The organism is Devosia sp. BK, assembly GCF_032907385.1.
Classification (GTDB): domain Bacteria; phylum Pseudomonadota; class Alphaproteobacteria; order Rhizobiales; family Devosiaceae; genus Devosia.
Genome location: NZ_JAIMBX010000003.1, coordinates 172,828 through 188,534, shown reverse-complemented (window position 1 = coordinate 188,534; position 15,707 = coordinate 172,828). Strand labels below are relative to the sequence as shown.

The window sequence follows — 15,707 nt, the reverse complement described above, 5'->3', positions numbered from 1 at the left end:
CCTCGCGCGAATGTGTGTGGAGCAATTGACAAAGCTGTCGCTTGGGAGTGGGGATAGAACCTCTTCCCGCCGGATTCGCCTTTCCATGATCGACCCCGTTTTCGTCACTGTCGCCGTCATCGCGGTGCTGATTGTTGGCCTGTCCAAAGCCGGGCTCCTCGGTGGCCTCGGCGTCGTCGGCGTACCGCTGCTGGCGCTGGTCATGCCGGCGCGCGACGCTGCGGGCATGATGCTGCCGGTGCTGCTCTGCATGGACGCCGTTGCGGTCTGGATGTATCGCAAGGAATTCGACCGCAATATCTTGAAGATCATGTTGCCCGGCGCCGCAATCGGCACCCTGCTTGGCTGGGCGCTCTGGGCCTTTGTCAGCGATGCGGTCGTGCTGCTGATGGTGGGCGTTGTTACACTGCTCTTTGTCATCGACGCAGTGTTCCCGATCCGCAAAAAGCTCGAAGGCCTGCCACCCTCAAAGCCTTGGGGGACCTTCTGGGGCGGCGTCGCGGGCTTTACGAGCTTCATTTCCCACACCGGTGGCCCGCCGTTTCAGATTTACGTCCTGCCGCGCAAACTCCCGCCCTTGGTGTATTCCGGCACGACGGCGGTGTTCTTTGCCATCGTCAATACCGCCAAGCTCATCCCCTACTTTTTCCTTGGCCAGCTCAACGTCCACAACCTGACGCTCTCGGCCGCTCTCGCACCCGTGGGGGTTATCGGGGTTTTCCTCGGCATCTATCTCGTCCGCCGCATCTCGATGAAACTCTTCTATCGCATCGCCTATTGGCTGGTGTTCCTGCTTGCCCTGCAACTGATCTGGGACGGCACCAATCGGCTTCTGGCGGGCTGACCTTCACAGCCCCGACCAAGCTCGCTAAGGTCCGCCCCAAATAAAAGCTTCGGAGTCGAGTTCGCATGAGCGCTGCTGCCCAAAAAGGCCACAACCAGTTTGGCAATCTCCCGGTTTGGGACCTCAACGATCTCTATCCCGGCAAGGACAGCGCCGAATTCAAGGCAGCGCTCGAAGAAGCAAAGACGCTCGCCGCCAAATTCGAGGCCGACTACAAGAGCAAGCTCGCCGACCTCACCGCTTCTGGCGGGTTGATCAAGGCGATCAAGGATAGCGAAGTTCTGGGTGACCTCACCGGCCGCATTGGATCTTTCTCGTTCCTCCAATATGCGCAGCGCTCGACCGATCCTGATCGCGCCAAGTTCATGGGTGATACCAACGAGGCGCTGACGAACCTGTCGACCCGCGTCCTCTTCTTCGAACTCGAACTCAACCGCATCGACGATGCAACGCTCGACGCCGCCCTGGCCGCCGATCCCGAACTTGGCCGCTACAAGACCTGGTTTGCCGAACTGCGCAAAGCCAAGCCCTACCAGCTCGACGACAAGCTCGAAGAGCTGTTCCACGACAAATCCGTCACCGGCTTTTCCGCCTGGAACCGCCTCTTTGACGAAACCATGTCGAGCCTTGAATTCGAGATCGATGGCGAAACGCTCAATCTTGAATCAACGCTCAACCTGCTCTCCGACCGCGACGAGACCAAGCGCGAAGCCGGCTTCAAAGCCCTCGCCAAAACCTTTAAGGCCAACGGCCGCCTTTTCACCCACATCACCAATGTCCTCGCCAAGGACAAGGAAATCTCCGACCGCTGGCGCGGCTATGAAGACATTGCTGACAGCCGCCACATGGCCAATTCGGTCGAGCGCGAAGTCGTCGACGCGCTCCAGGCCGCTGTCGAGGCCGCCTATCCGCGTCTGTCGCATCGCTATTACAAGATGAAGGCAAAATGGTTCGGCAAGGACAAGCTCAATGCCTGGGACCGCAATGCGCCGCTACCGACGAGCGACGAGCGCATCTGGGACTGGGACACCGCCGTCTCGACCGTCCTCGACGCCTATGGCCGCTTCTCGCCCGATCTCGCCGAAGTCGCAAAGCCCTTCTTCAATTCGGGCTGGATCGACGCGCCAACCGGCAATGGCAAGCTCTCGGGCGCCTTTGCGCACCCTACCGTTCCGAGCGCCCACCCCTATTTGATGCTCAACTATCTCGGTCGCACGCGCGATATCATGACGCTTGCGCATGAACTCGGCCACGGCGTCCACCAACGCCTCGCCGCCGCGCAGGGCCCGATACTCGCCAACACTCCTCTTACACTCGCCGAAACCGCCTCGGTGTTTGGCGAAATGCTGACCTTCCGCGCTCTCCTCGACAAGACCACGGACAAGCAACAGCGCTTTGCGCTTTTGTCCTCCAAGGTGGAGGACATGCTCAACACCGTCGTGCGCCAGATCGCCTTCTATACCTTCGAGCGCCGTGTCCACACCGCCCGCCGCCAGGGCGAGCTACGCACCGAGGAAATCAACCAGATCTGGCTCGACGTCCAGTCAGAATCCCTAGGCGATGCGATCATCCAGAATGAAGGCTACGACATCTTCTGGACCTATATTCCGCACTTCATTCACTCGCCCTTTTACGTCTACGCCTACGCATTCGGCGATTGCCTTGTGAACTCGCTCTACGCACAGTATGAGAAATCGAGTGAGGGCTTTGCGGAGCGCTATTTCGAGCTCCTCAAGGCTGGGGGAAGCAAGCATCATTCCGAACTTTTGGCGCCCTTCGGGCTCGATGCCAAAGACCCCAATTTCTGGACGCTCGGCCTTTCCATGATCGAAGGGCTGATTGACGAGCTTGAGGCAAATTCGCCCTAAGCTCCACATCTACAAACGACGCTATTTCGAGGAATACATGGCCACCAATCACCACCACCCCGAGCATCACTCGCAGCCCGTCCTGGAATCGGCGATGGATTATGTCGAACACGAGAAGACCTATAATGGCTTCATCGTCTCGGTGAAGTGGTCCATTTATCTGCTAGCGGCCCTTCTGATCATCCTCTTCTTCGTGATCCGCCCTTAAAGGGGCTTCAGTCAGCAGGCCATGGAATTGCCTGCCCGCCTGGCAGGCGGGAGGAGATTTTCATGAAACTTGCGATCCTGCGGGAAACGGCTACAGGCGAAAGCCGCGTCGCCGCGACGCCAGAGACCGTCGCCAAACTGATCGGGCTCGGTGCCAATGTGAGCATCGAGACCGGTGCGGGCCAAAAATCTCGCATCAGCGACGATCAATATACTCAAGCCGGCGCCGCGATAGCCGCATCGGCGAAAGAAGCCGTCTGGCAGGCCGATTTGATCCTTGCCGTGCGCCGTCCAGCGGCCGCAGCGCTTGCCGGGGCCAATCCTGGTGCGCTTCTGATCGCGAGCCTCGACCCCTACGGCCATGAGGCCGAGATCGCCGCCCTCGCCGGGGCTGGCGTCACTGCCATTGCGATGGAATTCATGCCGCGCATCACCCGCGCACAGGTGATGGATATCCTCTCCTCCCAGGCCAATCTCGCCGGTTATCAGGCCGTCATCGAAGCCGCCGCGCATTTCGAGCGCGCTTTGCCGATGATGATGACTGCCGCTGGCACCGTGCGCCCCGCCAAGGCCTTCGTCATGGGCGCCGGCGTTGCCGGGCTTCAGGCCATTGCGACGGCGCGCCGTCTCGGCGCTGTGGTATCAGCGACCGACGTCCGCGCTGCCGCCGCCGAACAGGTCGGCTCGCTCGGCGCAAAATTCATCATGACCGATGCGCTCAAAGACGCTTCAGGCACCGGCGGCTATGCGCGCGAGCTGACCTTGGCCGAAAGCCAGGCCCAGGCAGAACTCGTCGCCGGCCACATCGCCAAGCAAGACATCGTCATTACCACGGCCCTCATTCCCGGCCGCCCGGCGCCAAAGCTAGTCACTGCTGCTATGGTCGAAAGCATGGCGCCCGGTTCTGTCATCGTCGATCTCGCCGCCGAGCGTGGCGGCAATGTCGAACTCACCCGCGCTGACGAGATCGTCGAGCATAATGGCGTGAAGATCCTTGGCTTCACCAATCTCGCGAGCCGCATTCCGACGACAGCCAGCCAGCTCTATGCCAAAAACCTCCTCTCCTTCATCGAAACCCTGATCGACAAGACTGAGAAAAAACTCGCGATCAACTGGGACGACGAACTGGTCAAGGCGACAGTTCTGACCCGCGATGGCGCCGTGGTGCATCCCAATTTCGCCACCACGGTCACGGCGACACCCGCCGCCCCCGCTGAACCCGTCGCCGTAACCGCACCAGAACCAAAAACGCCGAGCCGGAAACTGGTGGCCAAGGATGCCCCGATCAAAACCGGCGCGACGCGCAAGCCGGCAGTAGCAAAAGCCAAGCCCGTCGCGGTCCTCGCTGACGAGCCCCTGGCAAAGCCTGCCCCGCGCAAAAAGGCGGCGGCAACGATCGCCTCCGAAGCCATTGCCCCTGCCGGCTCGCAACCCGCCGCCAAGAAAGCCGTCGCCCGAAAGGCCGCCGCAGTTGCTTCGACACCCGACGCGGCCAACGCGCCCAAGAAAAAGCCCGCCACAAGGCGGCCCATCGTCAAGCCGGAGGGGGAGCTCTAAATGGAAACGACTGCAGGCGCGATCGCCGACACCACCACCGCCATCGCCCATGGGGCGCTCGGCGGCGCCATCGACCCCTTCACCTTCCGCCTCGCCATTTTCGTCCTCGCCATCTTTGTGGGCTATTTCGTCGTCTGGAGCGTCACCCCGGCGCTCCACACGCCGCTGATGAGCGTCACTAATGCCATTTCCTCGGTGATCGTCGTCGGCGCCCTGCTCGCCGTCGGCGTGCACCTCGCGACCGACGCAAGCTGGGTCAGCAAACTCTTCGGCTTCATCGCGCTGGTCTTTGCCAGCGTGAACATCTTCGGCGGTTTCCTCGTCACCCAGCGCATGCTGGCGATGTATAAGAAGAAGGGCTGACGGTCATGATTGACGCCAATATCGCCGCCATCTTCTATCTCGTCTCCGGCGTGCTCTTCATCCTCGCGCTGCGCGGCCTGTCGAGCCCTTCGTCCGCCCGCCAGGGCAATCTCTATGGCATGGTTGGCATGGCCATCGCCGTGGTCACGACGTTTCTCGTCGCCGCCCCCAGCGATTGGGTCAGCTGGCTCCTCATCATCGTGGGCCTTGGCCTCGGTGGCGGCATCGGCGCCTATATCGCGCGCGAAGTGAAGATGACCGACATGCCCCAGCTTGTCGCCGCCTTCCACTCGCTCGTCGGCCTCGCCGCCGTCTTCGTCGCGGCTGCTGCCCTCTATGCGCCAGAGGCCTTCGGCATCATCGATATCGATCCGCTGACCGGCCTCGCCATCGGCACCATCCACGCGCAAGCCCTCATCGAAATGTCGATCGGCGTCGCGATCGGTGCCTTCACCTTCACCGGCTCCGTCATCGCCTTCGCCAAACTCAATGGCAATATGAGCGGCAAGCCGATCATTCTGCCCGCGCGCCATCTGATCCACATCGTCCTCGCCATTGTGCTGCTGGCGCTGGTCTGGGCCTTTACGGTCACGGCTAATCCCGCGCTCTTCTGGCTGATTACCCTGCTCGCCCTCGTTCTCGGCGGGTTGATGATCATCCCGATCGGCGGCGCCGACATGCCCGTCGTCGTCTCCATGCTCAATTCCTATTCCGGCTGGGCCGCCGCGGGCATCGGTTTTACCCTTGGCAATACCGCGCTCATCATCACCGGCGCATTGGTCGGCTCATCCGGCGCCATTCTCTCCTACATCATGTGCAAGGCGATGAACCGCAGCTTCATCTCGGTCATCCTCGGCGGTTTTGGGGGCGATAGCGCCGCTGCTGCCAGTGGGGCCGAAGAAGATCGCCCGGTCAAACAGGGCGCTGCCGAAGACGCGGCCTTCCTGATGAAAAATGCGGGCAAAGTCATCATCGTCCCCGGCTATGGCATGGCCGTCGCCCAGGCCCAGCACGCCTTGCGCGAAATGGCGGACCTGCTCAAAGCCGCCGGCGTCGAAGTCAAATACGCCATCCACCCCGTCGCCGGTCGCATGCCCGGCCACATGAACGTGCTGCTCGCCGAAGCCAACGTCCCCTATGACGAAGTTTTCGAACTCGAAGACATCAACTCCGAATTCGCTCAGAGCGACGTCGCCTTCGTCATCGGCGCTAATGACGTGACCAATCCCGCCGCAAAGACCGATAAGACCTCGCCCATCTACGGCATGCCCGTCCTCAATGTCGAAGATGCCGGCACCGTGCTCTTTATCAAGCGCGGCATGGCCGCCGGCTATGCCGGCGTCCAGAATGAACTCTTCTTCCGCGACAACACGATGATGCTTTTCGGCGATGCCAAAAAGGTCACGGAAGATATCGTCAAGGGACTGGGGCACTGACCCGTTAGGTCCCAAGCACCGGCCCAGTGCTCGATTGTCACGCCGGCTCAAGGCCGGGATGACATCGGGCGATTGACTGCTTTTCAGGTCAATAAGGCCAGCGCGATTGTCACCGCCCCGCCCACCAGCCCCATCCAGGCCAGCGCCAAAAACCCATCGCGCGCGGTAATCGCCAGCGCATAGACCGCGATGATCGTCCCCGCCCAAGTCGAGGTAAACGGGATAAATTCCAAGAGCGGCATGATCATGCCGACGAGCACGCAGACCACCGCCCCGATCCGCCGCATCGGCATGGAGGTCAGCAACTTGGCCCGACGCTTGACGACGCCATCGACCTTGCGGCTCACCGGCCGCAGAAACTTCAAGAGCTTTTCAGCGTGCTTGGCCGAAATGCACCGCCCGCGCAGCCACTTTGGCAGCCAGATCCGATCGCGCCCGAGAACGATTTGCCCGGCAACGAGGATAGTATTGAGGCCGATCATCGTCGGCAGACCCGGGATGATGCTGAGCGGAGAAATGACGATCAGCGCCGGAATGAGCAGCATCGGCCCGGCCGCGCGTTGACCGGCGATCTCCTGGATGAGGCCGATCGAAACGGCCTCACCTGCCTTCGCTCGCTCGTCGACCTTGCGCACAAGGCGGCCGAGTGTGCCCTCGTCGCTCATCGTCCCACCCTTTCCCTTTGAAAGGGGCAACGCCGCACAGGAATGCGGCGTTCCGGGTAGCGCTTTAGAGAACCTTGGTCACTTCAAGCAGGCCAGGCCGCTTGTCATTGGCAGCACTGATCGCCGCTTCCCCGCCGAGAACCACGACATGGCCCTTGTCGCGGATCGCTTCGACCGCCTCTGCCAGTGCGAGAAAATCGGCATTGCTGGTCCCTAGGATTTCATCGCGCCGCTGCTGGCGGATGGCGTCGGTCGTCCCTGTAAGAAGCCGCCACATGGCCGAATAGCCCTTGGCATCAACAAATTCGGGCCGATCGCTATCGCCGATGACGCCGATGATCGACCGCGTCAGATCGGTCTCGCCGATCCCGGCGCGCAGCGCCTTCGCGGCGTCATCGTAGGCATCGAGGGTCTTCAAGAGGTTGGGGTCGCGATAGGAGAGGAAGGCAAAATTGCCCGAGGAGAGATCGAAGCGGCTCGATCCGCCATAGGCCCCGCCCTGCACGCGCACTTTGTCCCAGAGATAGGTGGTGTTGAGGAAGCGCAGCACCACCGCCGAAGCAGCGGACGTCTCATAGCCCAGCGCCTTGAGATTGGCGCCCTTGCCGACATAATTCACCTGTGCCTGGATGACGAGCCCCTCGGATTTGGGCGCGGCAACAAAGCCCCAGTCCTGTTCGGCAAAGTCCCGCTGCGGCAGGCCCGACACAAAGCTTTGGAGTGAAGACTTCGCGTCACCCAGCAGGCTGCCATCGGCCGTCAGATTGACGACCATGCGGGCGCGGTTGAACAGCGTGTCGCGGATCTGGCAGAAGCGTGCTTTAACGCTCTCCCAATCGCTATCGATGCGCTTGACGAGGTCACGCAGGAACTGGAGATAGCTGATCCCGCCCAATTGCTCGGCGACCCAGCTTGCTTCCGTCAGCCCCGCCTTGAGGCGCGTGTCGACAATGGAATTGCCCGCCGGGATCATGCGGGCCTCGAAACCTGCCTTTTCCTCGAGCGCCATCTGGCGAATGCGATCGCGATTATCAAGCCGCGCATCGAGCAACACATCGCTCATGATGTCGAGCATATCGCCAAACTTGCCGGGCACCGATTTGCCCGAGAGGAAGAACCAGGCCGCCGTGCGGCCATCGTCGAGTTTGGTCGCCAGGCTCCGATGCTGGGCAATGCCGCCCGTCGTCCGGCCGATGCGCTGGGTCAGGCTGACAAAGTCTTCCTTGCTCGTACCCGTCTGCAGCACTGCCCGGCCAAAGAGCGGCAGGTATGGCAGCAGATCCGCACTCAGAACCTTCAGATCAAAGCCAAGATCGAGGTACAAAATCCCAAGCGTCGGCAAATCGTGGTGCAGGAACCGCGCCCCCGCCAGATCGCTCTCCTCGGTCGGTATGGTGCGAATTTTGCGGTCGAGATCGCCCAGCGTCAGCGTCGGAATTTTCGCAAGATCTTCCGGCCGATCGACCTCTTCCTGCAGGGCCTTCAGCCGCTCGGTACGATCCTGCGTCGCCTTGATCGCCGCATCGTCCATGGCAGCACGCACAGCGGCAAGCTTGTCGTCCTCGGCCTTCGCCTCGCGGGCGCCCTTTTCCGGATCGGCTTCGATTTTCGAGGTGACGCGATGCGGATTGTCGAGGAACAGCCGGCGGATTTCACGCTCGAAATGCCCCTGACCAGCCTTCTGCTTCAGATCTTCAAGCGCGGTCTCGAAAGTCAGCGGCGCCAGCGGATCGCCGCCATGCAGCCACGCCCCGAGCGCTGTGAACATATAGCTCATGCCCCGCGGCTGGCCGCCGGTGTTCTGTTCGCGTAGATGAAACTCGAACGTATTGAGCGCCGCTTCTCGCTGCTCCTCGGAAAAGCCAGTTTCCGCCAATTCGGCCAGCGTATCGAGAATGAGTTTTTCGACCTTTTCCGCGTCGGCAGGGTCGATCCCCTTGAGCCCGAAGCCAGCCATGGGCTGCTTCAGCCAGGTAGAAATCCCCCCGCCGAGCATGCTCTCGCCGATCGCGCTTTCGGTGAGCTTCTTCCGTAGCGGCGCGGCAGAGTTCCCGGCCAGCAAATAGCTTAGAATACCGTGGCTCAGCGTTTCCTCGCGGCCCTCCGGCGGATCGATCATCCAATTGACGCTGACCATGCCATCGCGGCGCTTTTCCGGGTCGATCGGGCCGGCATAGGTGCCGCTCACCTGCCGCGGCGCATTCCAGCGCGGCTGCAGTTTTACCTCTGCATCGACTGGCGCGGCGTCGAACTGGCTGAACACCTCATCGAGAATGGCGAGCCGCTTTTCCGGCGCGTCGTCGCCGGCAAACACCACGCGGGCATTGGAGGGGTGATAGAATTTCTGATGGAAGCGCTTGAACTGCTCATAGGTGAGCGCCGGAATATCCTTGGGGTCGCCGCCCGAGGATTTGCCATAGGTCGTATCGGGATAAAGCGCGCGCTGCGTCTGGTCGTGCATCACCGAGTCAGGCGAGGAAAAGACGCCCTTCATCTCGTTGAAGACGACGCCCTTATAAACGAGCGGCGCATCCGCGCTTTCGAGTTCATAATGCCAGCCTTCCTGCTCGAACGTGTCTTCCGTCAGGAGCGGGAAAAACACCGCGTCGAGATAGACGTCTACAAGGTTGTAAAAGTCCTTGAGGTTGGCGCTTGCCACCGGATAGGCCGTCTTGTCCGGAAAAGTCATGGCATTGAGGAAGGTGTGCATCGACCCCTTCAACAATTCCACGAAGGGCTTCTTCACCGGATACTTTCGCGACCCGCAGAGCACCGAATGCTCGAGAATATGCGCGATCCCGGTCGAATCCTCCGGCGGCGTCTTGAAGGTAATGCCAAAGACCTTGTTCTCGTCTTCGTTGACGAGGCTCAAAACCTCCGCCCCGGTCTTCTTGTGCCGAAACAGCTGCGCCTGCGAATTGATCTCGGCAACTTTTTCGTCGCGCACCAGTTCGAAAGCGGGATGGGAGGAAGCCATGAGAGCACTCTCAATTTCTTGTTGTTGCCGCATAACCTAGTTAGCCGTTGGCTGTTTCGCTACCCCGGTCGCAAGGCCGTGAGACATCTTTGGAGGATGCGCGATGAAAGTATTTGCAACTCTGGCCTTGGCCCTCGCCGGAATATCCATGACAGCCGCCGTTGCGCAGGAAAGTCCCACCTACCAGGACGACCGCTCCAGCGCGACCGCCTTGATCCAGTCGCTCTACAACGCCATCGACCGCAAGGAATATCTCCGCGCTTGGTCATACTATGCCTCGAACACCGTCGCCTCGGCCGAGGACGAAACGGCCAAGGCCGATTACGAGACCTTCAAGAAAGGCTACGCCAACACCGAATTCGTCACTCTGCTGACCGGCGAGGAAACCGAAGAAGGCGCGGCAGGCAGCACCTATTACAAGCTTCCCGTCGCCATCGATGCCGTCGACGGCGCCGGCAAGCACACCCAATTCACCGGCTGCTATACCTTGCGCCTCGCCCAACCCACCGTGCAGGACGCCCCGCCCTATCAGCCCCTCCACATCGAAAGCGGCGAGCTAAAACCGGCAAGCGGCGAATTGGAAGCGATCCTGCCCAAGACCTGCGAGTGACGAGTTTGGAAACGGCGGGGCTCAAACCCCGCCGCGGATTTCCGGCTTCACGGTCTTTTCGTACCAGTCGCCGAGCTGGTTCATCAGCGCCGGGAAGAGGCTCTTGCGCTCGGACGCCGCGACATTGTCGGCAATCTGCACGGGCTTCGAGACGCCAGCGATGATCGTCGACACCTGCGGGTGATCAAGAATCCACCGCAGGGCAAATTGGCTCATCGGCACGCCCTCGGGCGCGAGGCCCTTCAATTCCTGCACCAGTTCGATGCCGCGCTCGAATTTGATGCCCGAAAAAGTCTCGCCGACTGAAAAAGCCTCGCCGTCGCGATTATAGCTGCGGTGATCGGTGGAATCGAACGTGGTGTTCTTGTCGAACTTGCCGCTCAACAGCCCGCTCGCCAGCGGCAGGCGGACAATGATGCCGACATTCTTTTCCGCTGCTCGCGGCAGAAGCTTTTCGGCGGCGTCCTGACGGAAGAGATTGAAGATGATCTGCAGCGTCGCGCAGCCCGGCTGTTCGAGGCAGATCAGGCCTTCTTCGATCGTCTCGACGCTTGCACCCCAATGGCGCACGAGACCTTCGGCCTTAAATTCGTCCATCCAGGCAAAGATTTCGCCATCCTGCAAGACGCTGGTCGGCACGCAATGGAGCTGCGCGAGATCAAGGCTCGAAACGCCGAGGCGCTCGGCGGAGCCAATAAGGCTCTCGCGCACCTTGTCTTTGGAATATTTGTTCGGGAAAAGCGATCCAGAGCGCCCGAGTTTGGTCGCAACATGCACGCCATGTGCCTTGGCATGGGCGCCGATGCGGCTTTCGGAGAGACCGCCACCATAAACGTCGGCCGTATCCCAAAAATTGATCCCGGCCGCATTGGCGGCATCGAGAATTTCACCAGCCGCTTCGTCGCCCACTGGCCCGAAATCGCCGCCCAACTGCCAGCAGCCGAGGCCGATTTCGCTGACTTCGTAACCCGTCTTGCCCAAAATCCGCGTTTTCATACCGCAGCTCCCCAAAAGTCTGTCGCGCCCAAGCGCATGATGTCTTGCGCCCGCTTAGCACCTTTCGGCGCCAAAAGGGCTCGAAAACAAGGCATTGAATAGCAACGGGTGCGAAACGCCCGTTGATCCAGCCCTATTCGAAAAAGTCTGGATAATCGCTGATCGTCTGGTTGAGCAGCAGTTCGGCGCGCGCCAGATGCGCCCGCATGGCTTTTTCCGCCGCAGCCGGATCGGCCTTGGCCACAGCCTGGGCGATGTCCTTGTGCTCGGCAATCGCCCTCTGCGTCGAAGAGACGCCGAGCGTCAGATAGCGCACGCGGTCGAGTTGCATCTTGTGATCGTCAATCAACTGCCACGCATATTCGACACCCGCCAGCCGCGCCAGCGTGCGATGAAAAAGCTCGTCGAGCGTATGAAAACGCCTCGAATCATTGGCCACCGAGGCCGCTTCCTGGTCAGCAATCAGCGTCGTCAGCACATCGGCCGCGTCGTCCGTCGGCTGGCCCGCCACCCGGCGAATGATCTCGACCTCGATGCTCTCGCGGATAAAGCGCGATTGCCGCACGCCATCGGGCGAAATCTTTTTCACCACCGTCGCGCGCTTGGGCCGGATCAGCAACAATCCCTGCTGCGCCAATCGAATGAATGCCTCGCGCACTGGCTGCCGCGAAACGCCATAGCGCGCTGCGATATCGCTCTCTGAAATCACATCGCCCGGCTTGAGCGACATGGTGATGATGTCGTCGCGTAGTGCATCGACGACGCGCATGGCGATGGTTTCCTGGGTATGCTCCAACAAAGCTGCCATGGCTCAACGTTTCCTTCTTTTTCGACCAGGGGCCGTAAAGGAGCCATTGGCTCCATGTCCGCGTCGCCGTCCACAGTTTTTTGGAGCCTGACAGCTTCCATACCAGGCGGGCAATTCTCGGCGCTTGTCAATTCGGTGGTGGATGATGCCACTGGCCGAGGCCGTCGGCCAAAGCGTCAAACACGACGCGGATGCGCCTCGCCGTGCGCAATTCCCTGTGCGTCGCGAGCCAAGTTGGCACCGGCACGCCGGCAAAGTCGGGCCAGGCATCGACGACGCCTGGGGTCATGCGGGCGACAGTTTCCATCATGACCCCGAGCCCCAGTCCGCGACGCACCCAATCCCAGGCGACGATGCCGCTATTGGTCATCAGCGGAAAATTCGCCTCAGAAACGTCGATGCCGTGTCGCCGCAACTCGGCCATCAGCACCGGAATGCTTTCGCTGAAGCCGATGAACTCGGCTTTGCTCAAGGTTTCTGCACCGACTGGCTGGGCAAGTCCCGTCACAGACTTTTCAGCTCCATAAATTCGCGCCATCGCATCAGGAAGGCGCCGCGCGATTACCTCCGGTTCGCTCGGCGGGACATGGCGAATAGCAATATCGGCCCGCCGGCGGATAAGATCTTCCACCTCATTGGATGCCAGGACATCGATGACGAGCCCCGGTGCCACGCGCCTGATTTTCTCAAGCACGGGCGGCAGGACGAACTGCGCATAGACGTCGCTCGTCGTGATCCGCACCAGCCCTTCCACCGCCTGCGACTGCCGGGACGCGACAAGCGTCACAGCGGCCGACGCTTCGCCCATGCGCTGCAGTGGCCCCACCAGTTCGCGCCCAGCCTGCGTCAAGATCAGGTTGCGCCCTGCCCGCTCGAACAGCGTAACACCGAGCGACTTTTCAAGCGCGGCGACCTGCCGTCCAAGCGTGGGCTGGGTTAGGCCAAGTTTACGCGCGGCTGCCGAAAGCGACCCGGCCTCGACCGTCGCGAGCAGGGCACGCATCTGATTCCAGTCGATATCGGCGCGATAATCCATACATTTATGTATACTAATACTGCCTATTTCTGCAATTTTGTTCCTCACTTTTGGAGGCTAATGATCTTGCATCAAGGAGCAGGACCATGACCGCATCAGCTGTTTTCTGGGATCGAACCGCCGAACGGTATGCGGCCTCACCCATTGCCGGCGAAGCTGCCTATCAGACGAAAGTTGCCGCTACGCGGACGCTGCTGCGACCCGACATGGAGCTGTTCGAATTCGGCTGCGGGACCGGCTCGACGGCACTGCTCCACGCCCCCCACGTGCGCCATATCCGCGCCGTGGATTTTTCTGCCCAGATGATCGAGATCGCCGAGAACAAGGCGCGTGCCGCCGGCATTACCAATGTCAGCTTCGAACAGGGCGCCATTGAAACCGTGGACCTGAAGCCCCAGAGCCTCGACATGGTGCTCGCCCTCTCCGTAATACATCTCCTGCCCAATAAGGGTGCGGCGATCGCCAAGGTTTTCGCCGCGCTCAAGCCCGGCGGCTATTTCGTCTCGAGCACGGCCTGCATTCGCGAGATGGTGCCCGCTCTTGGCCTTGTCGCCCCTCTGGCAAACCGGCTCAATCTGAGTTTTCTGCCCTATCTCGATGCGATGAGTTCACGCCAGTTGCTTGATGCCATCACTCAACCTGGCTTCATCGCGGAGCATCAGTGGCAGCCAACCAGGAAGGCCGCGCTCTTCGTCATCGCTCGCAAGCCGGCACACTTGGCATAAACCACCTGTGAATTGAACGGCTACTTTGCCGAATCGGCGACCGAACGTGCTAAACTCTGTTTTCGCGTGTGCGGGAGTTGTGATGCAGGTTGCTATCGATATGGGCGAGGCCCGGGGTGCCGGCACTGCCCAGATGGATCTCGAGGAATTGCTGGCCACCCGTCTTCTGGTCCAAGGCAATTCCGGGTCCGGCAAATCCCACCTTTTGCGCCGCCTCCTCGAGCAATCCGCGCCCTGGGTGCAGCAATGCATCATCGATCCCGAGGGTGATTTCGTCACCCTGGCCGACAAGTTCGGCCATCTCGTTGTCGATGCGACCCGCAGCGAAGCCGAATTGACGCGCATCGCCAATCGCGTGCGCCAGCATCGTGTTTCGGTCGTCGTCAATCTCGAAGGCCTCGACGCCGAGCAGCAGATGCGCGCCGCAGCCGCTTTCCTCGGTGGCATGTTCGATGCCGATCGCGATTTCTGGTACCCGGTACTCGTCGTCGTCGACGAAGCCCAGCTCTTTGCCCCCGCCGCTGCCGGCGAAGTCTCCGACGAAGCGCGCAAAGTCTCGCTCGGCGCCATGACCAATCTCATGTGCCGCGGCCGCAAGCGCGGCCTGGCTGGCGTCATCGCTACCCAGCGCCTCGCCAAGCTGGCCAAGAACGTCGCCGCCGAGGCCTCCAATTTCCTGATGGGCCGCACCTTTCTCGATATCGACATGGCGCGCGCAGCCGATCTCCTCGGCATGGATCGTCGGCAGGCCGAGCAATTCCGCGATCTCGCCCGCGGCCATTTCGTCGCTCTGGGACCCGCGATTTCACGTCGCCCCCTGCCGGTGATCATCGGACCCGTCGAAACCTCCGCGCGCTCGACGAGCCCAAAACTGACCCCGCTCCCCGAGGCGCCGGTCGATGCTGCAGACCTGATCTTCACCATGGATCCGGACGAGCTCGCCCGCCCCGTCGTGCGTCGCCCGCCTCCGCCGCCACCGCCCTCGACCAACGATCTCCTCGCCCAGGTGGCGCGCGCCCGCGCCGAACGCGAGCCGGAGCCGACGACGCTTTTCCCCGAGATCGATGAGGCCGAACGCGAGGAAACCATCAGGACGGTGATGACCGAACTTATGAGCGATCCCGATGCCGGTTTCCGCAACACGGCCCAGCTCTATCAGGATTTTCTGGTCCGCTGTCGCATTCGCCGCGTGCCGGGCGAGCCGCCAGCCCTGCCCGCCTTCAAGCGCCTTCTCGCCGTCGCGCGCGTTTCGCCCGATGAAGCGACCGCGTCGTCCGACGGCTGGCAGCAGGCTCTGTCACTGTCCGAAACGCTCACCGATGACGTGCAAGGTGTTTTCCTAGTCGTCGCCCAAGCGGCGCTCACCGGCGCGCCCTGCCCGTCCGACGCGACCATCGCCCGGCTCTACGGCACGCATTCGACCAGCCGCGCCCGGCGCCTTCTCACCTGGTTCGAAGAGCGCGGCCTCATCGTCATCCGCACCGACTTCCGCAACCAGCGCATCGCCGCCTTCCCCGACCTCGGCGCCGAAACAGCCCCCGGCGATCCGGCAGGTCCGGATATGTTGGAAGACGAACGCGGCGCGGCGGAATAGGCTCTTAAGCCTCCGTCACCT

14 protein-coding genes are annotated in these 15,707 nt (G+C 61.4%); 9 read left to right on the top strand and 5 right to left on the bottom strand.

The features are described 5' to 3' along the window. The first annotated feature begins 85 nt into the window (after positions 1–85). The 6 genes from DevBK_RS16460 (at position 86) to DevBK_RS16435 (ending at position 6,275) form a co-directional block, all read left to right on the top strand. Positions 86–844, top strand: coding sequence for a sulfite exporter TauE/SafE family protein (locus DevBK_RS16460; RefSeq protein ID WP_061909482.1), 759 nt, complete (start codon positions 86–88; stop codon positions 842–844). Positions 845–909: 65 nt separating this feature from the next. Continuing rightward, on the top strand, positions 910–2,712 hold the full coding sequence (locus DevBK_RS16455) for a M3 family oligoendopeptidase (protein ID WP_061909484.1): 1,803 nt from the start codon (positions 910–912) through the stop codon (positions 2,710–2,712). Positions 2,713–2,749: 37 nt separating this feature from the next. Then, on the top strand, positions 2,750–2,920 hold the full coding sequence (locus DevBK_RS16450) for an aa3-type cytochrome c oxidase subunit IV (RefSeq protein WP_082460853.1): 171 nt from the start codon (positions 2,750–2,752) through the stop codon (positions 2,918–2,920). A 62-nt stretch (positions 2,921–2,982) separates the two neighbouring features. Continuing rightward, entirely contained in the window at positions 2,983–4,476 is a 1,494-nt protein-coding gene (locus tag DevBK_RS16445) for a Re/Si-specific NAD(P)(+) transhydrogenase subunit alpha (protein WP_410494089.1), read from the top strand. Beyond that, positions 4,477–4,839 carry a proton-translocating transhydrogenase family protein gene (locus DevBK_RS16440; RefSeq protein WP_062629210.1) on the top strand — a complete coding sequence of 121 codons (363 nt, stop codon included), beginning with the start codon at positions 4,477–4,479 and terminating at the stop codon, positions 4,837–4,839. 8 nt (positions 4,840–4,847) lie between these two features. Beyond that, entirely contained in the window at positions 4,848–6,275 is a 1,428-nt protein-coding gene (locus DevBK_RS16435) for an NAD(P)(+) transhydrogenase (Re/Si-specific) subunit beta (RefSeq protein WP_317186551.1), read from the top strand. Between the two features lie 83 nt (positions 6,276–6,358). Here the strand turns inward: DevBK_RS16435 and DevBK_RS16430 are convergent, their stop codons facing one another. Both DevBK_RS16430 and DevBK_RS16425 read right to left on the bottom strand, forming a co-directional pair. Then, positions 6,359–6,940: an exopolysaccharide biosynthesis protein gene (locus DevBK_RS16430; RefSeq protein WP_317186229.1), complete on the bottom strand. Its 582-nt coding sequence runs from the start codon at positions 6,938–6,940 to the stop codon at positions 6,359–6,361. A gap of 64 nt (positions 6,941–7,004) precedes the next feature. Beyond that, a complete protein-coding gene (locus DevBK_RS16425) occupies positions 7,005–9,917 on the bottom strand; it encodes an insulinase family protein (RefSeq protein ID WP_317186228.1) in 2,913 nt (970 codons plus the stop codon). A 103-nt stretch (positions 9,918–10,020) separates the two neighbouring features. Between DevBK_RS16425 and DevBK_RS16420 the strand changes: the two genes are divergently transcribed. Then, entirely contained in the window at positions 10,021–10,527 is a 507-nt protein-coding gene (locus DevBK_RS16420) for a hypothetical protein (protein ID WP_244483941.1), read from the top strand. A gap of 21 nt (positions 10,528–10,548) precedes the next feature. Here DevBK_RS16420 and DevBK_RS16415 read toward each other — a convergent pair whose 3' ends face one another. From DevBK_RS16415 to DevBK_RS16405, 3 genes are all read right to left on the bottom strand, one after another. Next, positions 10,549–11,523, bottom strand: a complete 975-nt coding sequence (locus DevBK_RS16415; RefSeq protein ID WP_317186227.1) for an aldo/keto reductase — start codon at positions 11,521–11,523, stop codon at positions 10,549–10,551. Between the two features lie 133 nt (positions 11,524–11,656). Further along, complete coding sequence (locus DevBK_RS16410) at positions 11,657–12,331, bottom strand: GntR family transcriptional regulator (protein ID WP_317186226.1); 675 nt, start codon at positions 12,329–12,331, stop codon at positions 11,657–11,659. 127 nt (positions 12,332–12,458) lie between these two features. Beyond that, positions 12,459–13,367, bottom strand: a complete 909-nt coding sequence (locus tag DevBK_RS16405) for a LysR family transcriptional regulator (RefSeq protein WP_317186225.1) — start codon at positions 13,365–13,367, stop codon at positions 12,459–12,461. Between the two features lie 86 nt (positions 13,368–13,453). On the opposite strand from DevBK_RS16405, the gene DevBK_RS16400 reads away from it, so the two are divergent. Next, complete coding sequence (locus DevBK_RS16400) at positions 13,454–14,092, top strand: class I SAM-dependent methyltransferase (protein WP_317186224.1); 639 nt, start codon at positions 13,454–13,456, stop codon at positions 14,090–14,092. An 82-nt stretch (positions 14,093–14,174) separates the two neighbouring features. Beyond that, positions 14,175–15,686 (top strand): ATP-binding protein, encoded by a 1,512-nt coding sequence (locus DevBK_RS16395; protein ID WP_317186223.1) that lies wholly within the window; start codon positions 14,175–14,177, stop codon positions 15,684–15,686. The last annotated feature ends 21 nt before the right edge of the window (positions 15,687–15,707 follow it).